The 18632-nt window shown below is 55.2% G+C and carries 16 protein-coding genes and 3 pseudogenes; 11 read left to right on the top strand and 8 right to left on the bottom strand.

The window, feature by feature from the left end; genetic code table 11:
• Positions 1 to 234: 234 nt before the first annotated feature.
• The 3 genes and pseudogenes from QMP16_RS17115 to QMP16_RS17125 all read right to left on the bottom strand — a co-directional run.
• Positions 235 to 687, bottom strand: a pseudogene (locus QMP16_RS17115) (IS6 family transposase); the annotation flags it as partial.
• 233 nt (positions 688 to 920) lie between these two features.
• On the bottom strand, positions 921 to 1946 hold the full coding sequence (locus tag QMP16_RS17120) for an IS110 family transposase (RefSeq protein ID WP_282153360.1): 1026 nt from the start codon (positions 1944 to 1946) through the stop codon (positions 921 to 923).
• Between the two features lie 68 nt (positions 1947 to 2014).
• A pseudogene (locus QMP16_RS17125) lies at positions 2015 to 2248 on the bottom strand (IS6 family transposase); the annotation flags it as partial.
• A gap of 92 nt (positions 2249 to 2340) precedes the next feature.
• On the opposite strand from QMP16_RS17125, the pseudogene QMP16_RS17130 reads away from it, so the two are divergent.
• Positions 2341 to 3111: pseudogene (locus QMP16_RS17130) on the top strand (alpha-hydroxy acid oxidase); the annotation flags it as partial.
• Here the strand turns inward: QMP16_RS17130 and QMP16_RS17135 are convergent.
• Positions 3008 to 4054 (bottom strand): AraC family transcriptional regulator ligand-binding domain-containing protein, encoded by a 1047-nt coding sequence (locus tag QMP16_RS17135; RefSeq protein WP_282153361.1) that lies wholly within the window; start codon positions 4052 to 4054, stop codon positions 3008 to 3010. The pseudogene QMP16_RS17130 and the gene QMP16_RS17135 overlap by 104 nt on opposite strands.
• A gap of 113 nt (positions 4055 to 4167) precedes the next feature.
• On the opposite strand from QMP16_RS17135, the gene QMP16_RS17140 reads away from it, so the two are divergent.
• From QMP16_RS17140 to QMP16_RS17160, 5 genes are all read left to right on the top strand, one after another.
• On the top strand, positions 4168 to 5586 hold the full coding sequence (locus QMP16_RS17140) for a DUF1254 domain-containing protein (protein ID WP_282153362.1): 1419 nt from the start codon (positions 4168 to 4170) through the stop codon (positions 5584 to 5586).
• 117 nt (positions 5587 to 5703) lie between these two features.
• On the top strand, positions 5704 to 7227 hold the full coding sequence (locus QMP16_RS17145) for a DUF1254 domain-containing protein (protein WP_282153363.1): 1524 nt from the start codon (positions 5704 to 5706) through the stop codon (positions 7225 to 7227).
• 70 nt (positions 7228 to 7297) lie between these two features.
• Positions 7298 to 8035, top strand: coding sequence for a porin family protein (locus QMP16_RS17150; protein ID WP_282153364.1), 738 nt, complete (start codon positions 7298 to 7300; stop codon positions 8033 to 8035).
• A 36-nt stretch (positions 8036 to 8071) separates the two neighbouring features.
• Positions 8072 to 8428 (top strand): hypothetical protein, encoded by a 357-nt coding sequence (locus QMP16_RS17155; protein WP_282153365.1) that lies wholly within the window; start codon positions 8072 to 8074, stop codon positions 8426 to 8428.
• Positions 8421 to 9653: an HlyD family secretion protein gene (locus tag QMP16_RS17160; RefSeq protein ID WP_282153366.1), complete on the top strand. Its 1233-nt coding sequence runs from the start codon at positions 8421 to 8423 to the stop codon at positions 9651 to 9653. Before QMP16_RS17155 ends, QMP16_RS17160 begins: the two co-directional genes overlap by 8 nt.
• Before the next feature lie 151 nt (positions 9654 to 9804).
• Here QMP16_RS17160 and QMP16_RS17165 read toward each other — a convergent pair whose 3' ends face one another.
• Complete coding sequence (locus QMP16_RS17165) at positions 9805 to 10086, bottom strand: hypothetical protein (protein WP_282153367.1); 282 nt, start codon at positions 10084 to 10086, stop codon at positions 9805 to 9807.
• A 238-nt stretch (positions 10087 to 10324) separates the two neighbouring features.
• Between QMP16_RS17165 and QMP16_RS17170 the strand changes: the two genes are divergently transcribed.
• Complete coding sequence (locus QMP16_RS17170; RefSeq protein WP_282153368.1) at positions 10325 to 11731, top strand: efflux transporter outer membrane subunit; 1407 nt, start codon at positions 10325 to 10327, stop codon at positions 11729 to 11731.
• Between the two features lie 31 nt (positions 11732 to 11762).
• On the top strand, positions 11763 to 12758 hold the full coding sequence (locus QMP16_RS17175) for an AraC family transcriptional regulator (RefSeq protein WP_282153369.1): 996 nt from the start codon (positions 11763 to 11765) through the stop codon (positions 12756 to 12758).
• A 116-nt stretch (positions 12759 to 12874) separates the two neighbouring features.
• Here the strand turns inward: QMP16_RS17175 and QMP16_RS17180 are convergent, their stop codons facing one another.
• Together QMP16_RS17180 and QMP16_RS17185 are read right to left on the bottom strand one after the other, a co-directional pair.
• Positions 12875 to 13111 carry a glycine zipper domain-containing protein gene (locus QMP16_RS17180; protein ID WP_282153370.1) on the bottom strand — a complete coding sequence of 79 codons (237 nt, stop codon included), beginning with the start codon at positions 13109 to 13111 and terminating at the stop codon, positions 12875 to 12877.
• Positions 13112 to 13398: 287 nt separating this feature from the next.
• On the bottom strand, positions 13399 to 13776 hold the full coding sequence (locus QMP16_RS17185; protein ID WP_282153371.1) for a recombinase family protein: 378 nt from the start codon (positions 13774 to 13776) through the stop codon (positions 13399 to 13401).
• A gap of 234 nt (positions 13777 to 14010) precedes the next feature.
• Here QMP16_RS17185 and QMP16_RS17190 point away from each other — a divergent pair, with 234 nt between their 5' ends.
• Positions 14011 to 14898: a LysR family transcriptional regulator gene (locus QMP16_RS17190; RefSeq protein WP_282153372.1), complete on the top strand. Its 888-nt coding sequence runs from the start codon at positions 14011 to 14013 to the stop codon at positions 14896 to 14898.
• 11 nt (positions 14899 to 14909) lie between these two features.
• Here the strand turns inward: QMP16_RS17190 and QMP16_RS17195 are convergent, their stop codons facing one another.
• Entirely contained in the window at positions 14910 to 15725 is an 816-nt protein-coding gene (locus QMP16_RS17195; RefSeq protein ID WP_282153373.1) for an AraC family transcriptional regulator, read from the bottom strand.
• A gap of 140 nt (positions 15726 to 15865) precedes the next feature.
• Between QMP16_RS17195 and QMP16_RS17200 the strand changes: the two genes are divergently transcribed.
• Together QMP16_RS17200 and QMP16_RS17205 are read left to right on the top strand one after the other, a co-directional pair.
• Positions 15866 to 17311 (top strand): aldehyde dehydrogenase, encoded by a 1446-nt coding sequence (locus QMP16_RS17200; RefSeq protein WP_282153374.1) that lies wholly within the window; start codon positions 15866 to 15868, stop codon positions 17309 to 17311.
• Between the two features lie 26 nt (positions 17312 to 17337).
• The gene (locus tag QMP16_RS17205) at positions 17338 to 18624 is read left to right on the top strand and encodes an ABC transporter substrate-binding protein (RefSeq protein ID WP_282153375.1); all 1287 of its coding nucleotides are present in this window, start codon (positions 17338 to 17340) and stop codon (positions 18622 to 18624) included.
• Positions 18625 to 18632: the final 8 nt, after the last annotated feature.

Below are 18632 nucleotides of genomic sequence, written 5' to 3' on the forward strand. Positions count from 1 at the left end.
CATTTGTCCCAAAACCCCTGTCAACGGACCAGTCTGGCAGCAGGCAATCTGCTCAAACATGCTAATAACGGAAACTAAAAAGCCGCAGAATTCATTTTGAATGCCAACATTCAGTAACTAAACTCTCTGACAAGTTCCAGGCTAATCCATTTCTTGGAATTTTGAAGGAGGAGGTCCAATGGGATGTGTCGCAAACATTTGGAACGGTCAAAGTCAGCGACTTACTGGATACACCTATCCTGCGATCTCGGCGAATAGCTGAAAGCCGGAAGTCGTATCACTTGAGAATTGCCGCTTCCGGATCATATTGGCGACTTCGATGCCGTCCAAAGTGGCTGATGCGGATCTGAACGATTTGAACCCACACATACGCCGTACACGACGCTTGATAAACCGATGATCCTGTTCGATTAGGTTATTCAAATACTTGGACCTGACCGTTTGGATTATGGCTGGGCAGCCAAACCGATTAAGGATTTTGTTCACCTCTCGAATGCCAGCCGCGTTAGTGCCACTTTTGTCGATGACGATCTTGCTCGGGATTCCATTTGAAGACAGCGCTTTGGCAAAGAACCTTGCTGCTGCTGGACGGTTCCTGCGCTCAGACAACATGAAATCAAGAGTATTCCCAGCTTTGTCGACGGCCCGATAGAGGTACATCCAGTTGCCGCGAACACGAATATAGGTTCTTTAATTGAGCAGCAGCTCTCGGTGAGTTTAGTCCGGTATCGACCACCTGCAAGGTTCTTTCCGAAGTCTTCCTGCTGGAGCTTCATCTCGGCGTTCAAGGCATCAACCCCCAAAGGTTTCATGCGCGGTCTGGATTGTGAGCCGCATGTAGATCGAACGGGATCGGTCGACAGCCTGCCGTGTTGGTCGGTACGGCAACTCGTGAACGGGAAGTCCGCCTGTTCTATCGCTTATGGCTCCTTCGTTTGAAAGGTTGAGCCATTTGCCCAGATGGCGTGCATCAGGACAGCAAGCTTTCGTGCCAGGGCAACGACCGCCTTTTTGTGGCTGGCGCGGGCTTTGAGAGCGCGAGCCCATCTTTGTAGTTCCAGTCCCTTGCCCGGCTTCACCCGGTTCAGCAAACGGCTGGCCGCCTCGTAGAGCCTTGAGCGCAGTATAGGATCACCGCGTCTCGATATTCTGCCGCCATAGTCGATGTCCCCAGATTGGTAACGCCTGAACGCTAGTCCGAGATAGGCTCCGACCGATCTGGATTTTGGAAATCGGCTCGGATTGTCGATCGTCGCCACAAATGTCAGGGCACTTACAGGCCCAACACCTGGGATGGTCATCAACCGTTGGCAGGCCTCATCGTCTTTTGCGTGGTGCATCATTTCTTTACTCAGCGCAGCCGCTTGCCGTAGGGCGGTTGTGCGCAATTCGAGCAAAGGCAGGATGACCTTGGACAATACCGGCCGATCTTTCAGGATCGCGCGGATCCGTTCCTCGTATGTGTGCAGATGCCTTGGCAACCGCAGCCCGAAACTGACCAAAAGACCGCGTATCGTGTTTTCGACATTCACGCGAGATTTCAACGCCACTTCCCGAGCTTTCAGCAACGCCGGCAGCTCCTGGGCGACCCGACTCCTGACTTCGACCTTCCGATAGAACCCCGTCCGCGCTAACTCAGCCAATATGGCGGCATCATTGGCATCGGTCTTGTTGTGCATCTGGCTGAGAACAGCATGAGCCTGACGCGTATCAATGCAAACCATCGGGAGACCCCGATCCGACAGTTCGGTATAAAGCCAGTTCGCCATTCGGCTGGTTTCGAGCATGGCGCATCGGAGGGAACCACCGTGATTGCGCAGCGCCTGACAGATCACGTCAGGGTCAGTCACTTTCTTCACCGCAGACACGGTGGCTCCATTCTCATCACAGACACAAATCGACGTCTCGGCTTTCGAGACATCCAGCCCGACAAAACACTGTTCCATCTTGCTCTCCTATCGCTGTTCCGGTGCTATCATGCACCGGCCAAGAGAGCTGCTGATCAATTACTCAGAGTTTCGTCCATGCGCCATGAACTCAGCGTTGGACGCTTCTTTGACAGCGCACGAGCTGCGACGATAGGCGAGTATTTCACCACCCACCTATTCAACGTGGCATGGTCAACTCGGACACCGCGCTCGGCCATGATCTCTTCCAAGTCACGATAGGATACAGTGTACCGCAGATAGAAGAAAACAGCGTACAAAACTGCATCCTTGGGGAAATGACAGCCCTTTAACGAGATCATGCTCAAGTAACCTGTTCGAAAATTATTCGACCAGTAAAAACCTCAGATCATGCATGCTCGTCAACTAGACCCCAGTGTTTGCGACACATCCGTTTCAGCTCTATTTCAGCGGTGACGGGACCGGCACCTTCAAGTTGGTGGAGCGCGCCAAAGTTGCCGGTTATGAGGTTCTGGTGCTGACCCTGGATGTGCCCGAGGTCGGCCGCCGTCCACGCGAATTGCGGCCCGGGTTCAAAATGCCATTCCGCATCGGCCCGCGACAGTTCATCGATTTTACGCTGCACCCGCGCTGGTCTCTGACATCGCTGGCGCATGGCAAGCCTCAGATGGCAAATGTTCTGATGGACGGGTATGAGTTCGACCGAACCGAAAGCCGTGCCCGCGCCACGTGGGACACGCTCGCCCGGTTGCGGGAGCAGTGGGGTGGCAAGCTGGTCGTCAAAGGCGTGCTGGATGTTGAGGATGCGGTTACTCTGAAAGCGGCTGGTGTCGATGCCATTCAGGTCTCCAGCCATGGCGCGCGTCAATTGGACAGCGCACCATCGCCGTTTCAGATGCTGCCCGAGATCCGTAAAGCCGTTGGCTCAGAGTTTCCAATCTTCTACGACAGCGGGCTACGGTCAGGGGAGGATGCCGCCAAAGCCCTGATCAACGAGGCAGATTTCGTGTTCTTTGGCCGTATCATGCAATTCGCCATCGCCGCCGCAGGTGAGGCGGGGCTGGGCAGGTTATGGGATGTGCTCAGCGATGAGTTGAGCATCACAATGGCGCAGATCGGAGCCTGTTCTCCGGGTGATCTCCGACACTTCGGCTCAGATATTGCGTCGGTGACAGCCCAACGCGGTCCCGGAAGGCGCGGCTGAAATTGTGCTGGCTGGAATAGCCGAGCTCAAGCGAGATCGCCTTCACGGACATACCCCCGTGACGAAGCAACTCTTTCGCGCGGGTAACAAGCACATCGTTGGTTAGGGTGCGGAATGTAGTGTTTTCCTGCTCCAACTTCCGTTGCAAACACCGAACGGATAAATTCAGCGCCTGTGCGGTTCGGTCGATGGAGATATCCTGTTCCTTGAGCTGCATCAGCAATACCGATTCAACGACCTGATGAAAATCGCGCGGTGTACCGCCGGACCTTTCGCGGACGATGTCTTCGATTGTGGATACGCTGATAGGGTGCGCGGGTGCGTGGGCCGTCAGAAGATGACTTGGGAAACAGATTTCCAGCGCCTTTTTGTTCCAGTGAATAGGGCACCCGAATGCGATTTCGGCGTCGTCTGCCCTCATGATCGGCGGCATGTCGCAGTGAAGGCGTGTCGGTCGCCAATGCGGACCAAGGAAATGCCGAAAAATGCTGAGCACCGAACCAAGTGCTGAAAAGGCGATCTGAGAATAGGCCGGATGGCTGCGCAGCGCAAATCTGTAGCGATAAAATGCCTTGTTTCCGGCCAGTCGGAGCTGTGTGCTGTCACCAGAGGAATGCAAGGGCATGACATTCCGGGCGCGGGCCAGCGCACTGCCCAATGTTGCCGCACCGAGAACGTACTCGCCCCACTTGCCGTAATCTTTGATCGTTAGCACCGGGGCCCACAATAAACCGATATTATCTTCACCCAACTGTTGGCCAACCTGCTGGACAAAGGATGCCAGTACGTATTCGGGGATATACCCCTCGTGCAAGTCAGCAAACTGATGTGGCAGTCCGGCGGCTTCCATGGCGCGATCCAGAGCACGCGCCCCGAGATGTTCCATGGTGAAACCAGGCATTTCGCCCAGAGATTTCGCGCTGATCATTGGGGGAAGGTTCATCTGGCCTACCAGTTTTTCGCTGTTTGTCGTGAAATGATACACCTCCTACTCAAAATTATGAAACTGTTTGAAAAAGAAATCTTTTTTCATGCCACAGCCAACGGGAGATAATGGTGCCTACCTTGAAATCCAAAACTTTCGCCGCAGCAACCATATCCGGCCTGCTGTTTCAATCTGTGCCAATTGCCGCAGAAATGTCCGACCTGCAACGCGACACCGTGGTGCGTCGGGCGTGCGAGGCTGCGATCTGGGCGATTCCTGCGGTCAGCGTCTATGACATCGAATTGTCGCTTCAGCGCGATGCGGGTGCCGATTTCGGCACGCTGGGCTATATGTCCGAGCCGATGGACAGCCGCCACGGTTTTCTGACCGCCAATGACGTGACGCCATATACGTTTGGCGGCTTGACGACCAAGGATGGTCCGATTGTGATCGAAGTACCGCCTGCGGCAGACAAAGCTGCGTTTTTCGGCACCATTACAAATGGTTGGCAGGTTCCGCTGGCGGATGTGGGAACGACTGGATCGGATGAGGGTAAAGGCGGCAAATATCTGATCCTGCCTCCGGGCTATGACGGGGACGTGCCCGAGGATGGGTATTACGTTCTGCAATCCAACACATACGGTGTCCATTTTGCCTTCCGTCCGGTCGCCAAGAATGGCGGCACCCACGAAGATCAGGCAGCCTATGCGCAGACTCTGCAATGGTATCCGCTGGCGCAGGCCGACAACCCGCCGCCGACCAAATTCGTGGACGTCAAACAGAACCCTGTGAACACTCTGCCCGTCTATGACCTGACTTATTTCACTGACATGAATGCGGTGATCCAGCGCGAGCCGGTGCTTGAGCAAGATAAGGTCATGATGGCGATGCTGGCCTCATTGGGTATGGTCCGCGGTCAGCCGTTCGAGCCGGACGCCGAAATGCAGGAGGCACTGCTGGAAGGTCTGCAATGCGCATATGGCACCATGCAGGAACATTTCATCACCAAATCCGTGATTCCGATTTGGGAAGACAAACAATGGGGTGTCTGGGATTTCGCCGAAGGCCAGCCTGAGGCCGGGTTTCCCTATGTCTCGGATGAGATGGTGTTGATCGACGACCGGGCAGGGGGGTCTTATTCCTGGATCACCTATCTGCCCAAGAACCTTGGCGGTGGCACGTTCTATCTGACCGGTCTGAACGATTCAGAAGGGGCTCCGCTGAATGGAACGGATACCTACAAACTGACGGTTCCGGCGGATACGCCCGCCGACGATTTCTGGTCTGTCATCGTCTACTCGATGCAATCCAAGGGCTTTGTCACCGGGAACGAACGGGTTGGTCTGGCAACCCCGAACCTGCCGGATATGCAGGTCAACGAAGATGGCTCGGCTGATGTGTACTTTGCGCCAGAGCCGCCTGAGGGGTTGGAAAGCAATTGGATTCCGACTGGCGAGGATTTCTTTTTGCTGTTCCGTCTTTACGGGCCGTCGGACGGCTGGATCGAAAGCGGCTGGAAGCTGCCGGATGTAGACAACGTATCGCCTTGATGCGGGGCCCGGAAAGACCGGGTGCGAACAGAATTTTATCGCACCCGGTTGAATGATCCGCCCCGGAGGTCAGGCATGACCCCTCTCACGTCTATTGTGTCGAAGGAGACAGCACTCATGAACACAATTGTAAAATATGTGACATGTACTGCGGTTCTTGCGCTGTCGGTTGGATTGCCCGGCGGCAACGCCTTTGCGCAGAGTCAGGCGGGATTTGCCGCAGATGTGCCTGACAACGTCAGGACCCCGGATGTGGTGCAGACACAAACTCTGGGAGAGCTGAATTTCTTTGATGGCATGCCCTCTGAGGAAACGGTGCGGAAAACCTTTGACAATCTGGACCTGATGCGCGCCACTACTGCGTTCCTTGACGGGATGAAGATCGCTTCACTTCGCGCAATGTTTCAGGGCTATGAAGATGTTGGCGCCGCCCCCAATGACATTGTCATAACCGAAACACTCATGGACGCGCGGTCAATCTGGCTGACGCCGAATACCACGACGATCTATATCGGCTCCAACGTGGATATCTCCGATGGTCCGGTTGTCATCGACGTTCCGGCTGGTCTGTTGGGGTTGCTGGATGATGCCGCCTTTGACTACGTGGCGGATATCGGTGCTCTGGGCGCGGATAAGGGCAAAGGCGGTAAATACCTGCTTCTGCACAACGGCGACGAAACGCCGGTACCCGAAGGCTATTTTGAACTGCGCACAAAGACCAATGAGCATTGGTTGCTACTGCGCCGGTCGCCCGATCCGGAAACAGGCACCGAAGGTCCGGTGGCCGAAATAAAAGCGGGACTAAAGGTCTATCCCCTAAGCGAGGCGGCAAATCCGCCCGAGCAGAAGTTCATCAATGTTTCGGGCGTGCAATACAACACTGTCCATGCCAACAACGAAGAATTCTTCGACGAAATCAAGGTTGCGCTGGACAACAACCCGGTTGGTGCCTTCGCGCCGGAAATCGTCGGTACCTTCGCCTCACTCGGGATCAGGAAGGGCGAACCTTTTGAGCCTGGTGAACGTCTGCGGGGGATTCTGAAAGAAGCCGCCGCTATCGCCAACGCAACGGCAAGATCGATCACCTATGCTTCGCGCGATCCGGGGGCGTTCTTCTATGATGACCGTCAATGGAATTCACCTTTCCAGCGGCAGAGTTACCTGTTCCTGGAAGATGGTGCGCGGATTCTGGATGACCGGAGCTATTTTTTCTATATGGCGACCGGCATCACACCGGCGATGACTGCGCCGCCGGTTGGCACCGGTTCGGTCTACGCAATGACGGCGCGGGATGTGAACGGCGATTATCTGGATGGCTCCAAAACCTATTCCGTAACTCTTCCCGGCCCGGTTCCAGCCAAGAACTTCTGGTCTTTCATGCTGTATAGCGGCCAGACCCGGTCGATCCTTGAAACAGATCAGAAAGCGGGCGGCATTGATTCCAACCGCGAGGGGATCAGGCAGAACGAAGACGGCAGCTTTACCGTCTATTTCGGCCCCGAAGCACCAGAAGGGTGGGAGAGCAACTGGGCACAGACAGCGCCGGGGCAAAGCTTCAACGCGATGATGCGCCTTTATGGCCCGCTGGAGCCCTGGTTCGACAAGAGCTGGAAACCGGGTGATTTCGAACCGATGGAATGACGAAAACCGGATCGGGCTGCCCGACTGCGGTGGCCCTGACGGGCACTGACATTGTGAAGGGAATTAGCCGATGAACAGATTTGCCGCCGGATGCGCCACCTGCGCCCTTCTTCTGGCCGGGCCTGCCTTGGCGCAGAACTCCGAATGGGAATACGAGGCCTCAATATATCTTTTCATGGCGGAAACCGAAACCGCAATTGGTACGCCTGCCGGTACTGTTGAAGGGCGGTTGAGTTTCGATGACGCGCTGAGCAATCTGGATTTCGCCCTTATGGGCAGCTTCGTGGCAAGCAACGGGCAATGGAGCCTGATTGGTGATTACATGCATACGGATCTGTCTTTTAGTCAGACGGCGTCAGGGCCGTTTGGGTCGGATCTCGATTCCTCGTTCCGGACACAGATCTTCAGCGGGTATGTCGGTTATCGTCTTCAGGATACTGCGGATTTGAATGTGGATCTGGTTGGTGGCATTCGCTGGTTCGGAACGGCTTCAGAAATCACCACAACAACGCCCGGTGGAGCCTCAGCGACCACTGTGGCTGACGATGATTGGATCGATCCTGTTATCGGATTGCGTGGCAGGGCGCGCCTGTCGGACAGGTGGGCCGCATCCGGTTTCGTGGATTACGGCGGGTTCCGTAGTGACAGCGAAACCTGGCAGGTGCTGGTCACGGCGGATTATGCCATCAACGACAATTGGGTTTTGCGGGGTGGATACCGCTATATCTCGGTCGATCATGAAATTGATGGCAGCGATTTCTCGTTCAGCCAGTCGGGCCCCCTGATTGGCGCAACCTATCGTTTCTGACCGCTTAGTCGTTTCAATCTCAGAAGGACATGAAAAGTGACACCGGACAAACACCCGCTGGCCCATGAGCATCTTCCCGGCTTTCTGGCGCAGGCGGACGGAACCGATACGCTGTTCACTATCGTGATCTGGCTGGTTGTCATCCTGACGCTTGTGGTCGGCAACTTCTATCTGCGTCTGCACGCACTGCCGGAACAAATGGCACATGCCCAGAACAATACGCAGTTTCAGCTGATTACGGTGCTGGCGCTGATCGCCCTGTTTACCCACAACAACATCTTCTGGATTGCCGCCCTGTTGCTGGCGGCGGTGCAATTGCCGGATTACGGCGGGGCGCTGCGGGATATATCGGATGCGATCCGATCGGACAGAAAGGAGAAACGGGATGCTTGAGTTTCTTCTGTGCTCTCTGGTCACGATCTTGCCGGATTACCTGTTCCGTCGCTATGCGCAAGGCAAACGCTGGGGGCAGGACATCACGTTTCAGTCGATGTGGTACGAATTGCGCTGGGGCATCGTCTCCTGTTTTGTTCTGACCGTGTCGCTGATCACAATGATCTTCTACTACCACCCCTCGACAACCCATGTGTCCAGCTTCTATCGGACCCTGACCATTCTGCCCGAATCCGGTGGACGTGTCAGCGAAATCTATGTCGATAACCGTCAGCATGTCGAACAGGGCCAGCCCTTGTTCAAGTTGGATGATTCCAGTCAACAGGCTGCGGTCATTACGGCCAGAAAGGCTCTGGGCGAGATCGCAGCGGAAGAGGCCGTTCTGAGTGCCGAGCTTGAAGCCGCCGAAGGGCTTATGCGTCAAGCCGAAGGATCCTTGCAGCAGGCCATTGACGAGTTGGAGACCAACAAGGAACTGGCAGACCGCAATTCGGGTATTGTCGGAGAGCGGGAGATAGAGCGGCTTGAGCTGTCCGTTGCCTCGCGTCAGGGCGCATTGGATACTGCTGTCGCCAACCGTGATGCCGTGGCGGTAACGCTGCTACAACTGATCGAGGCCAAACGCGAAAGTGCGCAGGCCCGATTGGATGAGGCGCTTATCGCGCTGGAAAAGACCACCATTTATGCGGGTGAATCCGGCCTATTGCAGCAATTTGCGCTGAAAGTCGGCGACTACGTGAACCCTGTGCTCAGACCGGCCGGGCTGCTGGTGCCTGACACTCTGGGTCCGACCGAGTTCCAGGCCGGGTTCGATCAGGTCAATGACCAGATTTTCGAGGTTGGAATGCCGGCGGAAATCTCCTGCATTTCGAAACCTTTTACCGTGGTGCCCATGGTCGTAGCGGACATTCAGGAAGTCATTCCAGCCGGTCAATTCCGACCCACGGACCAGCTGACCGATATACAGGACAGGGCACGTCCGGGCACGGTGACAATCATTCTGGAACCGCTATATGCAGGCGGTGCAGATGGGATCAAGCCGGGCAGCAAATGCATCGCCAATGCCTATACCAGCAATCACGATCGTATCGCGCATGGTGATCTGGGTGGCGGGCAAAAACTGTTTTTGCACATGGTCGACACAGTTGGTGTCGTGCATGCCGTTATCCTGAGGATTCAAACCTTGCTATTGCCGGTTCAACGCCTCGTATTTTCCGGTCATTAGCCAAGGCTGGCGCCAACCGCCAACGAACTGCAGGGGTTGGCGTCTTTCTTTCACGGCAGCCTGATTTCGTCAGGAGAACAGCCATTGGAAAGTAAAATGCGTCGCAAGATTCTTGCGACGCACTGAGAGTGAGTGGTGTTGAAGAGAAAGCTTAACCTGCCTGGCGCTTGTCCACCTTGCAGTCGACCTTGTCGAGGCCCAGCCCCTCGCTCTGGCGGCAATCCTGGCGCATGTCCTGACGCCCATCACGCGTGTCCTGCCGATCGTCGCGGCGGTCCTGCCGGTTGTTCATGCCGGCGGTATCCGCGACCTCATAGGTTTCAGTGGCGAAGGCCAGAGGGGTGGGGTCTGCGGAGGTTGGGGCAACCGACGCAGAGGCCAGAGTGGCGGTCAGAACAAAAACGGCGGCGGCGGAGAGAGCTTTGGTGAACATTTGGTTTTCCTTTCCTGTGGAACTGTTTCAAGGCCGGTGTCTCGTCTGGCCTCTGATGAAGCCAAGGTGGCAATCCCGGGGCAGTTCCGCTTGTACCGTTGGGACAGATATGTGCGAATTAGGGACACGAGGGCGCGTTCTGGGAACAGCGGCGTCGTTTGGCATGAGATATCCGACGTTTGCACTCGCCAAGCCGCACCTGATGTACCAAAAGCAAATGAGATAATTCAGGAAACAGATGTATAGGCGAAGCTTCTTTAAACTATTTGGAGCCCAGATCATCACTCTGTCCGGATGTACGGTCGGTGATGATTTTGTTAATCCCAAAAAAGAGGTTCCGGATCAATTTCTGGGAACACAGAATGAAGCCTCAATCACCAGAGCGCAGGCGAAATGGTGGCAGGCCTACGGCGACGCCAAACTCAACCGGCTTGTTGAGTTGGGGCTGAAGCAAAACCTGGATATTCGCCGGGCAATCGCGCGGATCGAACAATCCCGGGCGATTTTGGATGGCGCGGGCTATCCGGTTTCAGGAGCGACGCGGGTATCCGAAGTACAGGCCTCAGCAGGGGGGGACAACGGGCGGGTGAACAGCGGTTTTGTCCGGGCCGAAGCCAGCTGGCAGCTTGATCTTTTTGGCAAACTGAAGCGTGAAAAAGAAGCCGCTTTCTATCGGTTGGAAGGGGCTTATGCGGATGCGAACGTGGCGCGCATTACGCTGTTGGGCGAATTGACAACCGCCTATATCGACGCGCGATTTTTTCAGGAGCTGATCCGAATCAACCATCGGGTGGTTGCGTCGCGGGAACAGACATTGGACGCGACGATGCGCGCGCAGCAACGCGCTGGGGAGTTACAACCTGATCCTGATGGCAATGCCGAAATTCCGATTGTCACTGACCTTGATGTCGCCCAGGCCCGGACGCTGGTTGCCACGGCACGTGCGGAATTGCCGGAAACCAAGATCCTGTTCTTCAAATCCGTTTCCCGCGTCGGAACGCTGCTGGGACAGGCCTGGGACCGACCGCGCGAAGGATTGGACCGGACCGCGCCGCAGCCCGTTCCTTCAATCACGGGTCTCAGGACCGGAGTTCCAGCTGATCTGGTGCGCCGCAGGCCTGATGTCCTGCTTGCGGAAAACCGATTGGCAGAATCCGTCGCACTTGCAGGTGTGGCAGAGGCAGATCTTTACCCCGAACTGCGCCTGACTGGGAACATCAACATCAACTATTCCGGTGACGATTTTCTGCCAACCGCCGGTTTTGCCCGGCTCGGACTGGATGTCCCACTGTTCGATCTGCCCGAGCGGAAGTCGCGGGTCTGGTTTCAAAAAGCACGAAGCGAGGAATTGCTGGCCGCATGGGAAGAAACGGTTGTCGAAGCTGTCGAAGAAGTTCAGGATTCGCTGGTCAGCCTGAAAAACCATCAGGAAGCTGTGCAATTCACAACCGAGGCCATCCGCGAGCTGAATGAAGTGTTGAAACTGGCCCGCAAGGGTTACATCGAAGGTCGCAGCAGTTTCTTGCAGGTGCTGGATGCCGAGCGCGCCTTGCTTGCTGCGGAAAATGCTCTGGCGCTGGACAGGCGCAATTTTGCCGTGGACTTTGTTGACCTGAATGTTGCTCTTGGGGGGTCTTACGGGTGACTTACAGGAATTGTCTTACTCAGGTGCCTTTATGATCCCGAACAAAAACGAGCGGTTTCTTCATATCTGCAAACACGTCGAGGCCGAGCTTGGCAATGCCGTGTATTCCAGATTGCTTGCGGGCGTTGGGCTTGTTCCGAACAGGGTGAGCGAAATGCAGGTTAGTGCCATGCAGGAAGCCACTTTGCTGCGCAACTCGTGTCAGGCCGCAGATGACATTACTCTGGCCGCCCGGATCGGGATTGCATTCAGACAGGCCAGCACATTGACGGCTTATATCGCCCGCAGTTCGGCCACGCTGCGTCAGGCAATTGAAAACGGTGCGCGTTTCTACAGTCTTTCGGACGATTCAACAGAGTTCATCCTGAAACAGGACAGCGGCAGCGAAGTCATGGAGGTTGTAACCTCCGAAGGCGCATTGATGCGGCATCACCGGTTTCAGGAGTTTCGGGTCTTTGGATTGCTGGCCCGTCTACGTGCGATTGCAGGGGCTGAGTTCTATCCGAAAGAACTTTGCCTGCGTCACGAGGGTGGCGTGGATGCGAATTCCTATGAAAAAATAGCGAATTGCCCTGTGAGATTTGCAGGCCCGTTCAATGGCATTCGCTTCAGGTCCGGGGCGCTGGACCGATCGCTTCCCGGTTACGATCAGGACCTTGTCGCGTATCTGAATGAACTTGGGGCCGAGCGCCTGCGCAAAGTGGGGAAGGTGAAACAGAGTTTCAGGGCACAAGTTGAGGCACTGATGATCGGCAGATTGCCGGGGCGCATCCTGACAGCGAATGAGATCGCGTCAGAATTGGGGATGAGCCGTCGCACCCTGACCAGGCATTTGACGCAGGAAGGGGCCGGGTTTCGGCAACTTGTCGATGAGTTGCGTTTCGATCTTGCCAAGACCTATCTGCGGGACGGGCTCAATATTTCCGAAATTGCCTTTATTCTGGGATATGGCGATCACGCTGCTTTCTCGACTGCGTTCCGCCGCTGGGCCGGGCGAAGCCCCAGTGCTTTTCAGAAAAACCGCTGAGTTACATATGGCAACAAACCCGGCGGAACATGTCCCGCCCGGGTTTGAGGCAGTGGTCCGGAATTTTCCAGCCCGGTTGAAAAGGGTCAGCCTGTCCAGGTGTTTTTGTAGTGAATTCAATGGTCCTTGTGATGGCCTTTACCTTCTTTGTGATTGTTAAAATCGTCGTGGCGATCTTCGAAATCGTTCTTCTGTGCGGCACCAGCAACTGCCCCGACAGTGGCGCCAACAGCAGCGCCTTCTGCGGCATCACCACCAGTGGCCTCGGCAACAACAGCACCTGCAACAGCACCCCGAACGGCTTTTTCCGCGACATAGTCGGCCTGTGCCGACAAAGGTAGTACCAGCAACATTGTGGCGGTGAGAGTGGAAAGAAGAGTTGTTTTGGTAGCGTTTGTCATGGTTCCAACCTTTCTGACTGTGGCGTCCTTCGTGTCCGCCTTCTGACACTCAATTTGATAAAAAGCCGGGGGAATTTCTTGTTGTGTCGGGACAGGATTGTGTGATTTTGGGACAGCCTGCGATCATATTATGATCTGGTGATAAAACTCTTTCATAATCCACAGGCCATGGCTGGCCAGTGCTGCACGACCCACGGGGGCCGCGCAGAATATCTGGTCAGCTCGGCATGCTGACGACGTCATCCGTCCACCAGACACCATTCGCCATTTAGGGGTCGATTCCGGCTGAGTGCAGAATAGGGCTTTCTCATAAGCGTTTTTGGTTTTCCCGACACGATGAGACTACCCCGCTGGCGCAGGGTCTCCGCGATCTGGCAGAGATGATGTGTAGACCGCGCCAGTCTGTCGATACGGTTGACGATAAGCTGATCGCTGTCACTAACGTAATTCAGGCGTTCATTCAGTTGCGGCCGTGCGTCTGTCGCGCCGCTGCGTTTTTCCTCGAAGAGCTTGTCGCAACTGGTGAGCCTCTCGCATTGGACATCCAGTGATTGCCCGACTGAACTGACACGGGCTTTGAGGGCAGGGTCAAACCTGGAATCTGTCTTTTCAGGCAATTCGCTGAACCGGCTGCCAAACTTCGGTGTGACCCTCAGAACAAATTTGCGCGTTCAGAGCTTTGCGACAAAGCCCACCCAAACAAGCAATGAATGTGCCCCCACCGTGAAGGTGTTTGATCTTTGCTTTCGTGGTCGTGAGGCAGGCACAGTGATCGAGGTTGATCTGGTATCGAAACCGTTTTGACATTACCAAAAATCAGCTGGTGAAATTCGATCGAGTGGAGAATTGGTTTGGACAAGATTGACGGAATGCGGGCGTTCGTCGCAGTGGTCGAGACTGGTTCGTTTATTGCTGCCGGAAAAAGGCTCGGCATTTCCAACAAGCTTGTAAGCAAGTACATCGGCGTACTCGAAGGGCAACTTGAAGTTACTCTTCTTCATCGAACGACCAGAAGCCTTTCGTTAACCAACGAAGGCCGGACCTATCTGGAAGGTTGCCGGAAAGTGCTAAGTGAATGCGACGCGCTGGATCTAACGATGGATCAAAGCGGCGGTTTTTCAGGGTCATTGAGAGTCACTGCACCTTTGACATTCGGAGAGACTTTTGTTGTCGATGCTGCAATCAAGTTTATGACAACTTACCCGGATGTAACCGTCGAAATCGACATGTCCGACAGGCATGCAGACCTAGCTGAAGGCGCGTTCGATCTTGCGATACGAATGGGGCCTTTGAAGGACTCGAGTCTGATTGCGCAAAAATTGGCGAGCTCAGAATATCTGGCTGTCGCCTCATCTTCATATATTGAGGAATTCGGGTCGCCTGCCCATCCCGACGACCTGAAATCTCATTCATGCATCCGTGATACTAACAATCCACATCCCAACAGATGGCCATTTTTTATTGAAGGTCAGATGATACAGGTGCCCGTCAGCGGGCCTTATATAGCCAACAGCCCGCCTGCCTGCCTTGCCCCCGCTTATGCGGGCAAGGGGATTTACCATTGTCCAGAGGTTTTTCTGGGGGACGATCTGGTTTCAGGAAAGTTGGTGCGCGTTTTGGAAGGTTTCCAATCGAGAAAGATTGATGTGCATGCTGTGTATCTTCCGACGGCGTATCGGAACCGCAAGGTGGTGGCGTTTATTGAAACACTACGGGCCGATTTGAGTCACCATTTGTAAGCCTGACCCGATTAAGGCCAGTCGGAAAATCCTTGTTTAAGCTCTGCGAGGTTGTCGCCTTCGGGACGGGAAACTACTGCCCGGTACGCACCCGGTGACATTTCAGTTCGCCGTTTGAAGAAATGGCTGAAGCGTGTCGCGTCGGCAAAACCGAGATCCGATGCAATTTTCTTGAGCGGGTGACCGGTTTTCTCCAGACGCGCTTTCGCCTCGGCCGTGAGTCGCTCATGTACCAGCTCAGCGGGGCTGCGCCTTGTCTCGCGTTTGCAGATCCGATGAAGGCGGTCATAATCGACGCCAAGTTCTTCGGCGTATTGGGGAACAAGCCAGTGGTCACGGTAGTGCAATTCGACCAGATGTCGGAACCGCCTCAGAATGCTGGTTTTCTCCAATGCTCCATCCGCAGGGTCGGGGCGATGCACCCGAAGAGCCTGAATGAGGACGATCCGCAAATAGGCGGCCAGGGACATCGGAGATCGGGCCTCAGGATCGGTCAACTCGGTTTGAAACCAATCCAGCAGAGCGTTAACTTTCAGAACCCTGTTAGCATCAGAAAGCCCAACGTCGAACGGATGCTCAACCAGCATGCGTAAGTGGACGGATTCCGCCTTGGCCCCAAGTGCGTCAGCCAGAAGCGATTCACTCAAACCCAGGATTTTCATCTGTGCGCCAGCCCCGGTTTGCAGACGAGGCCGGTCGTGCGCCGGCCAAAAGCAAAGTGCCGGTCCTTCTATTTCACGCTCAGTATCCTTCCAGCTCAGTACACCGGAATCGAGCATTAGAAGCGTGGCGAAATTACGCGGGTGACGGGTACGAATCGTCCGCATGTGAAGCGCCTCTTTCTGATGATCGAGTACCGCGTAGTCCTGAATTTGCATCATTACCCTCAGAATTTAACAATGAATGCCCATAAATTAGCATATTATGCGATAATCTATTCCGCATAATTGTCAATAGGAGGGCTGGTATGTCCAGCAAACAGGGTATGAATTCACCAACTGATATTGCATTTGCGCGCAAATCTCGCGTTTTGGAGCGGCACAGTCCGTCCACCGGCGAAACGGTGAGCCGTGAATCGGCCATCAGCGTTGAACATTGCCAGACTATTGCGAGCCGAGCTGCCGCCGCATTCCCCGGCTGGTCGTCACGTCCGACTTCGGAACGCGCCCAAATTCTTGTCGCGGCGGCGGATATTTTGCAGGAAAAGGTGGATGAGTTTGTCGCTTCCCAGTGCGATGAAATCGGAGCACCTATCACCTGGGCCCGTCACAATGTCAGCTTTGCTGCTTCAATGTTGCGGGATGTAGCTGGCTATGCGGAAGAGGTCGACCGCGTAGAAGACATTCCCGATCAGGAGGGAATAACCAGCCGGGCCTATAAGGAACCTTGTGGCGTATGCTTGGGAATAGCCCCTTGGAATGCACCCATTATTCTGGGGGTGCGCGCCGTCGCTGCCCCGCTTTTGTGCGGCAATACCGTTATTCTCAAAGGCAACGAATTCGCACCCGAAACCTTTCGCAGGTTGGGAGATGTGTTTCACTCCGCCGGTATACCTGATGACGTACTGCAAGTTGTTCTTACTTTGCCCGAAGACAGCGAAACGGCTGTCGAGGCTCTGATCCGATCGCCGGTCGTGCGTCGGGTCAATTTTACAGGATCAACACGGGTAGGGCGCCGGGTTGCCGAACTTTGTGCAACCAACCTGAAGCGCTCGTTGCTGGAGTTGGGTGGCCAGGCAAATCAGATCGTCCTTGACGATGCAGACATTGATGCAGCGGCCGAAGCGGCCCAGATTGGTGCCTTCAACAACCAAGGCCAGATCTGCATGTCGACAGAGCGTGTCATTGTCATGGAAAGTGTTGCTGATGAGCTGATCGAAAAAATCGAAGCCGGGCGCAAAAAGCTTGAAGTCGGAGATCCGCTCAAGGACAGCACGGATGTCGGCCCTGTCATCACTATGGCGGCTGCCGAGCGCCTTTCCCTGTTGATCAGTGACGCGGTTTCAAAAGGTGCCCAGTTGGTTGGCGGCGGCGGCATTCGCGGATCGTTTGTAGAGCCTACGTTGATAGACGCCGTCGAAGCTGACATGCGTCTTTACAACGAAGAGGTTTTTGGACCCATTTTGTCGGTCACGCGCGTGAGCGATGACGCAGAAGCAATCACTGTTGCAAATGACAGCGAATATGGGCTGGCTTCGTCGGTGTTCTCTTCCGACGAAAAGCGCGCCCTTGACGTAGCCGGTCAATTGCACACGGGCATTTGCCACATCAACCGAACCACCGTCCGCGACAACCCGCATGCGCCTTTCGGCGGTGTGAAAGCCAGCGGATTTGGTCGCTTCGGCGGTCGATGGGCCATTCAGGAATTCACCGAACTGCGCTGGATCACCAGCACCACTACCGAGCCGGGATAGGGCTCTGTCACCCAAAGGAGAGGAAAATGTCCGTTCATCTTTCACGCCGAGGTCTATTGATCGGAGCCGGGGCCGCCATCGGCACTTTTACCCTTGGCCGAACAACGGCGTTAGCCCAGTCAGGCGAAACTTTGAAAATCGGTTTTATCAGCCCGATTTCCGGCCCTCTGGCCGGATTTGGCCAAACTGATGGATATGTTTTGGAAAAAGCACGTGAAGCCCTGGCAAGCGGTGTGACGATTAATGGTGCCGGATATGCAGTCGAAATTCTGGATCGCGATACACAGTCCGACCCTGCACGCGCCGGACAGCTTGCCCGAGACCTGATCAACAACGAAAACGTTGACATCATGATCGCGGTTTCGACGCCGGAAACGATCAATCCGGTTTCGGATGCCTGCGAGGCTGCCGGTGTGCCCTGCATTTCCACCGTTATGCCCTGGGAAGCCTGGTATTTTGGCCGCGGTGCTAAACCCGGCGAACCTTCGCCGTTCAAATACGGTTACCATTTCGGTTTCGGTGTGAACGAGTTCTACGAGGCCTACGTCTCTCAATGGGATCTGATCGAAACCAACAAAAAAGTTGGTGTTATGTATCCCAACGATGCGGACGGAAATGCCATTCGTGCGGCTTTGGCACCGCAGCTTGCCGCAGCGGGGTATGAAATCGTCGATCCCGGTGCCTATGAAACAGGTACTTCGGATTATTCGCAGCAGATCCGTATGTTCCGAGATGCCGGCGTCGAAATCTTCAATACCTTCCCGATCCCGCCGGATTTCGCAGCCTTCTGGCGTCAGGCAGCACAGCAAGGACTGCATCGGCAGATCAAGATTGTTCAGGTTGCAAAGACGGGTCTGTTCCCGTCTGACATCGAGGTGCTTGGTGGGCTGGGCGAAAACATTGCCAGCGCGGCTTACTGGCACCGTGATTTCCCGTACACTTCGCCAGTCACCGGTCTGAACGGGGCGGCTTTGTGTGATGGGTACGAAGCGGCAACAGGTCGACAGTGGACACAACAATTGGGAGCAACCCTGTCCGCATTTGACGTGGCAATCGCGGCCTTGAGCGCATCGGGCAGCCCAAAAGACAAAGAGGCAGTAGCCGCAGTCATGCCGACCCTGAAGGCCGATACAATCGGTGGTGTGGTTGACTTCAATTCCGGGCCGGTTCCGAATGTTGCCTCTGGCCCGATCATTGGCACCCAGTGGCAGAAATCTAACGGTGAGAAACACCAATTTGACTACGTCATCACCGAAAATGCGACGGACACCAACGTTCCGGTTACCGGCACGTTGATCCCATACAACGGGTGAGGTCAGTC

Origin of the sequence: Ruegeria atlantica (assembly GCF_947495585.1) — a bacterium.
Classification (GTDB): domain Bacteria; phylum Pseudomonadota; class Alphaproteobacteria; order Rhodobacterales; family Rhodobacteraceae; genus Ruegeria; species Ruegeria atlantica_G.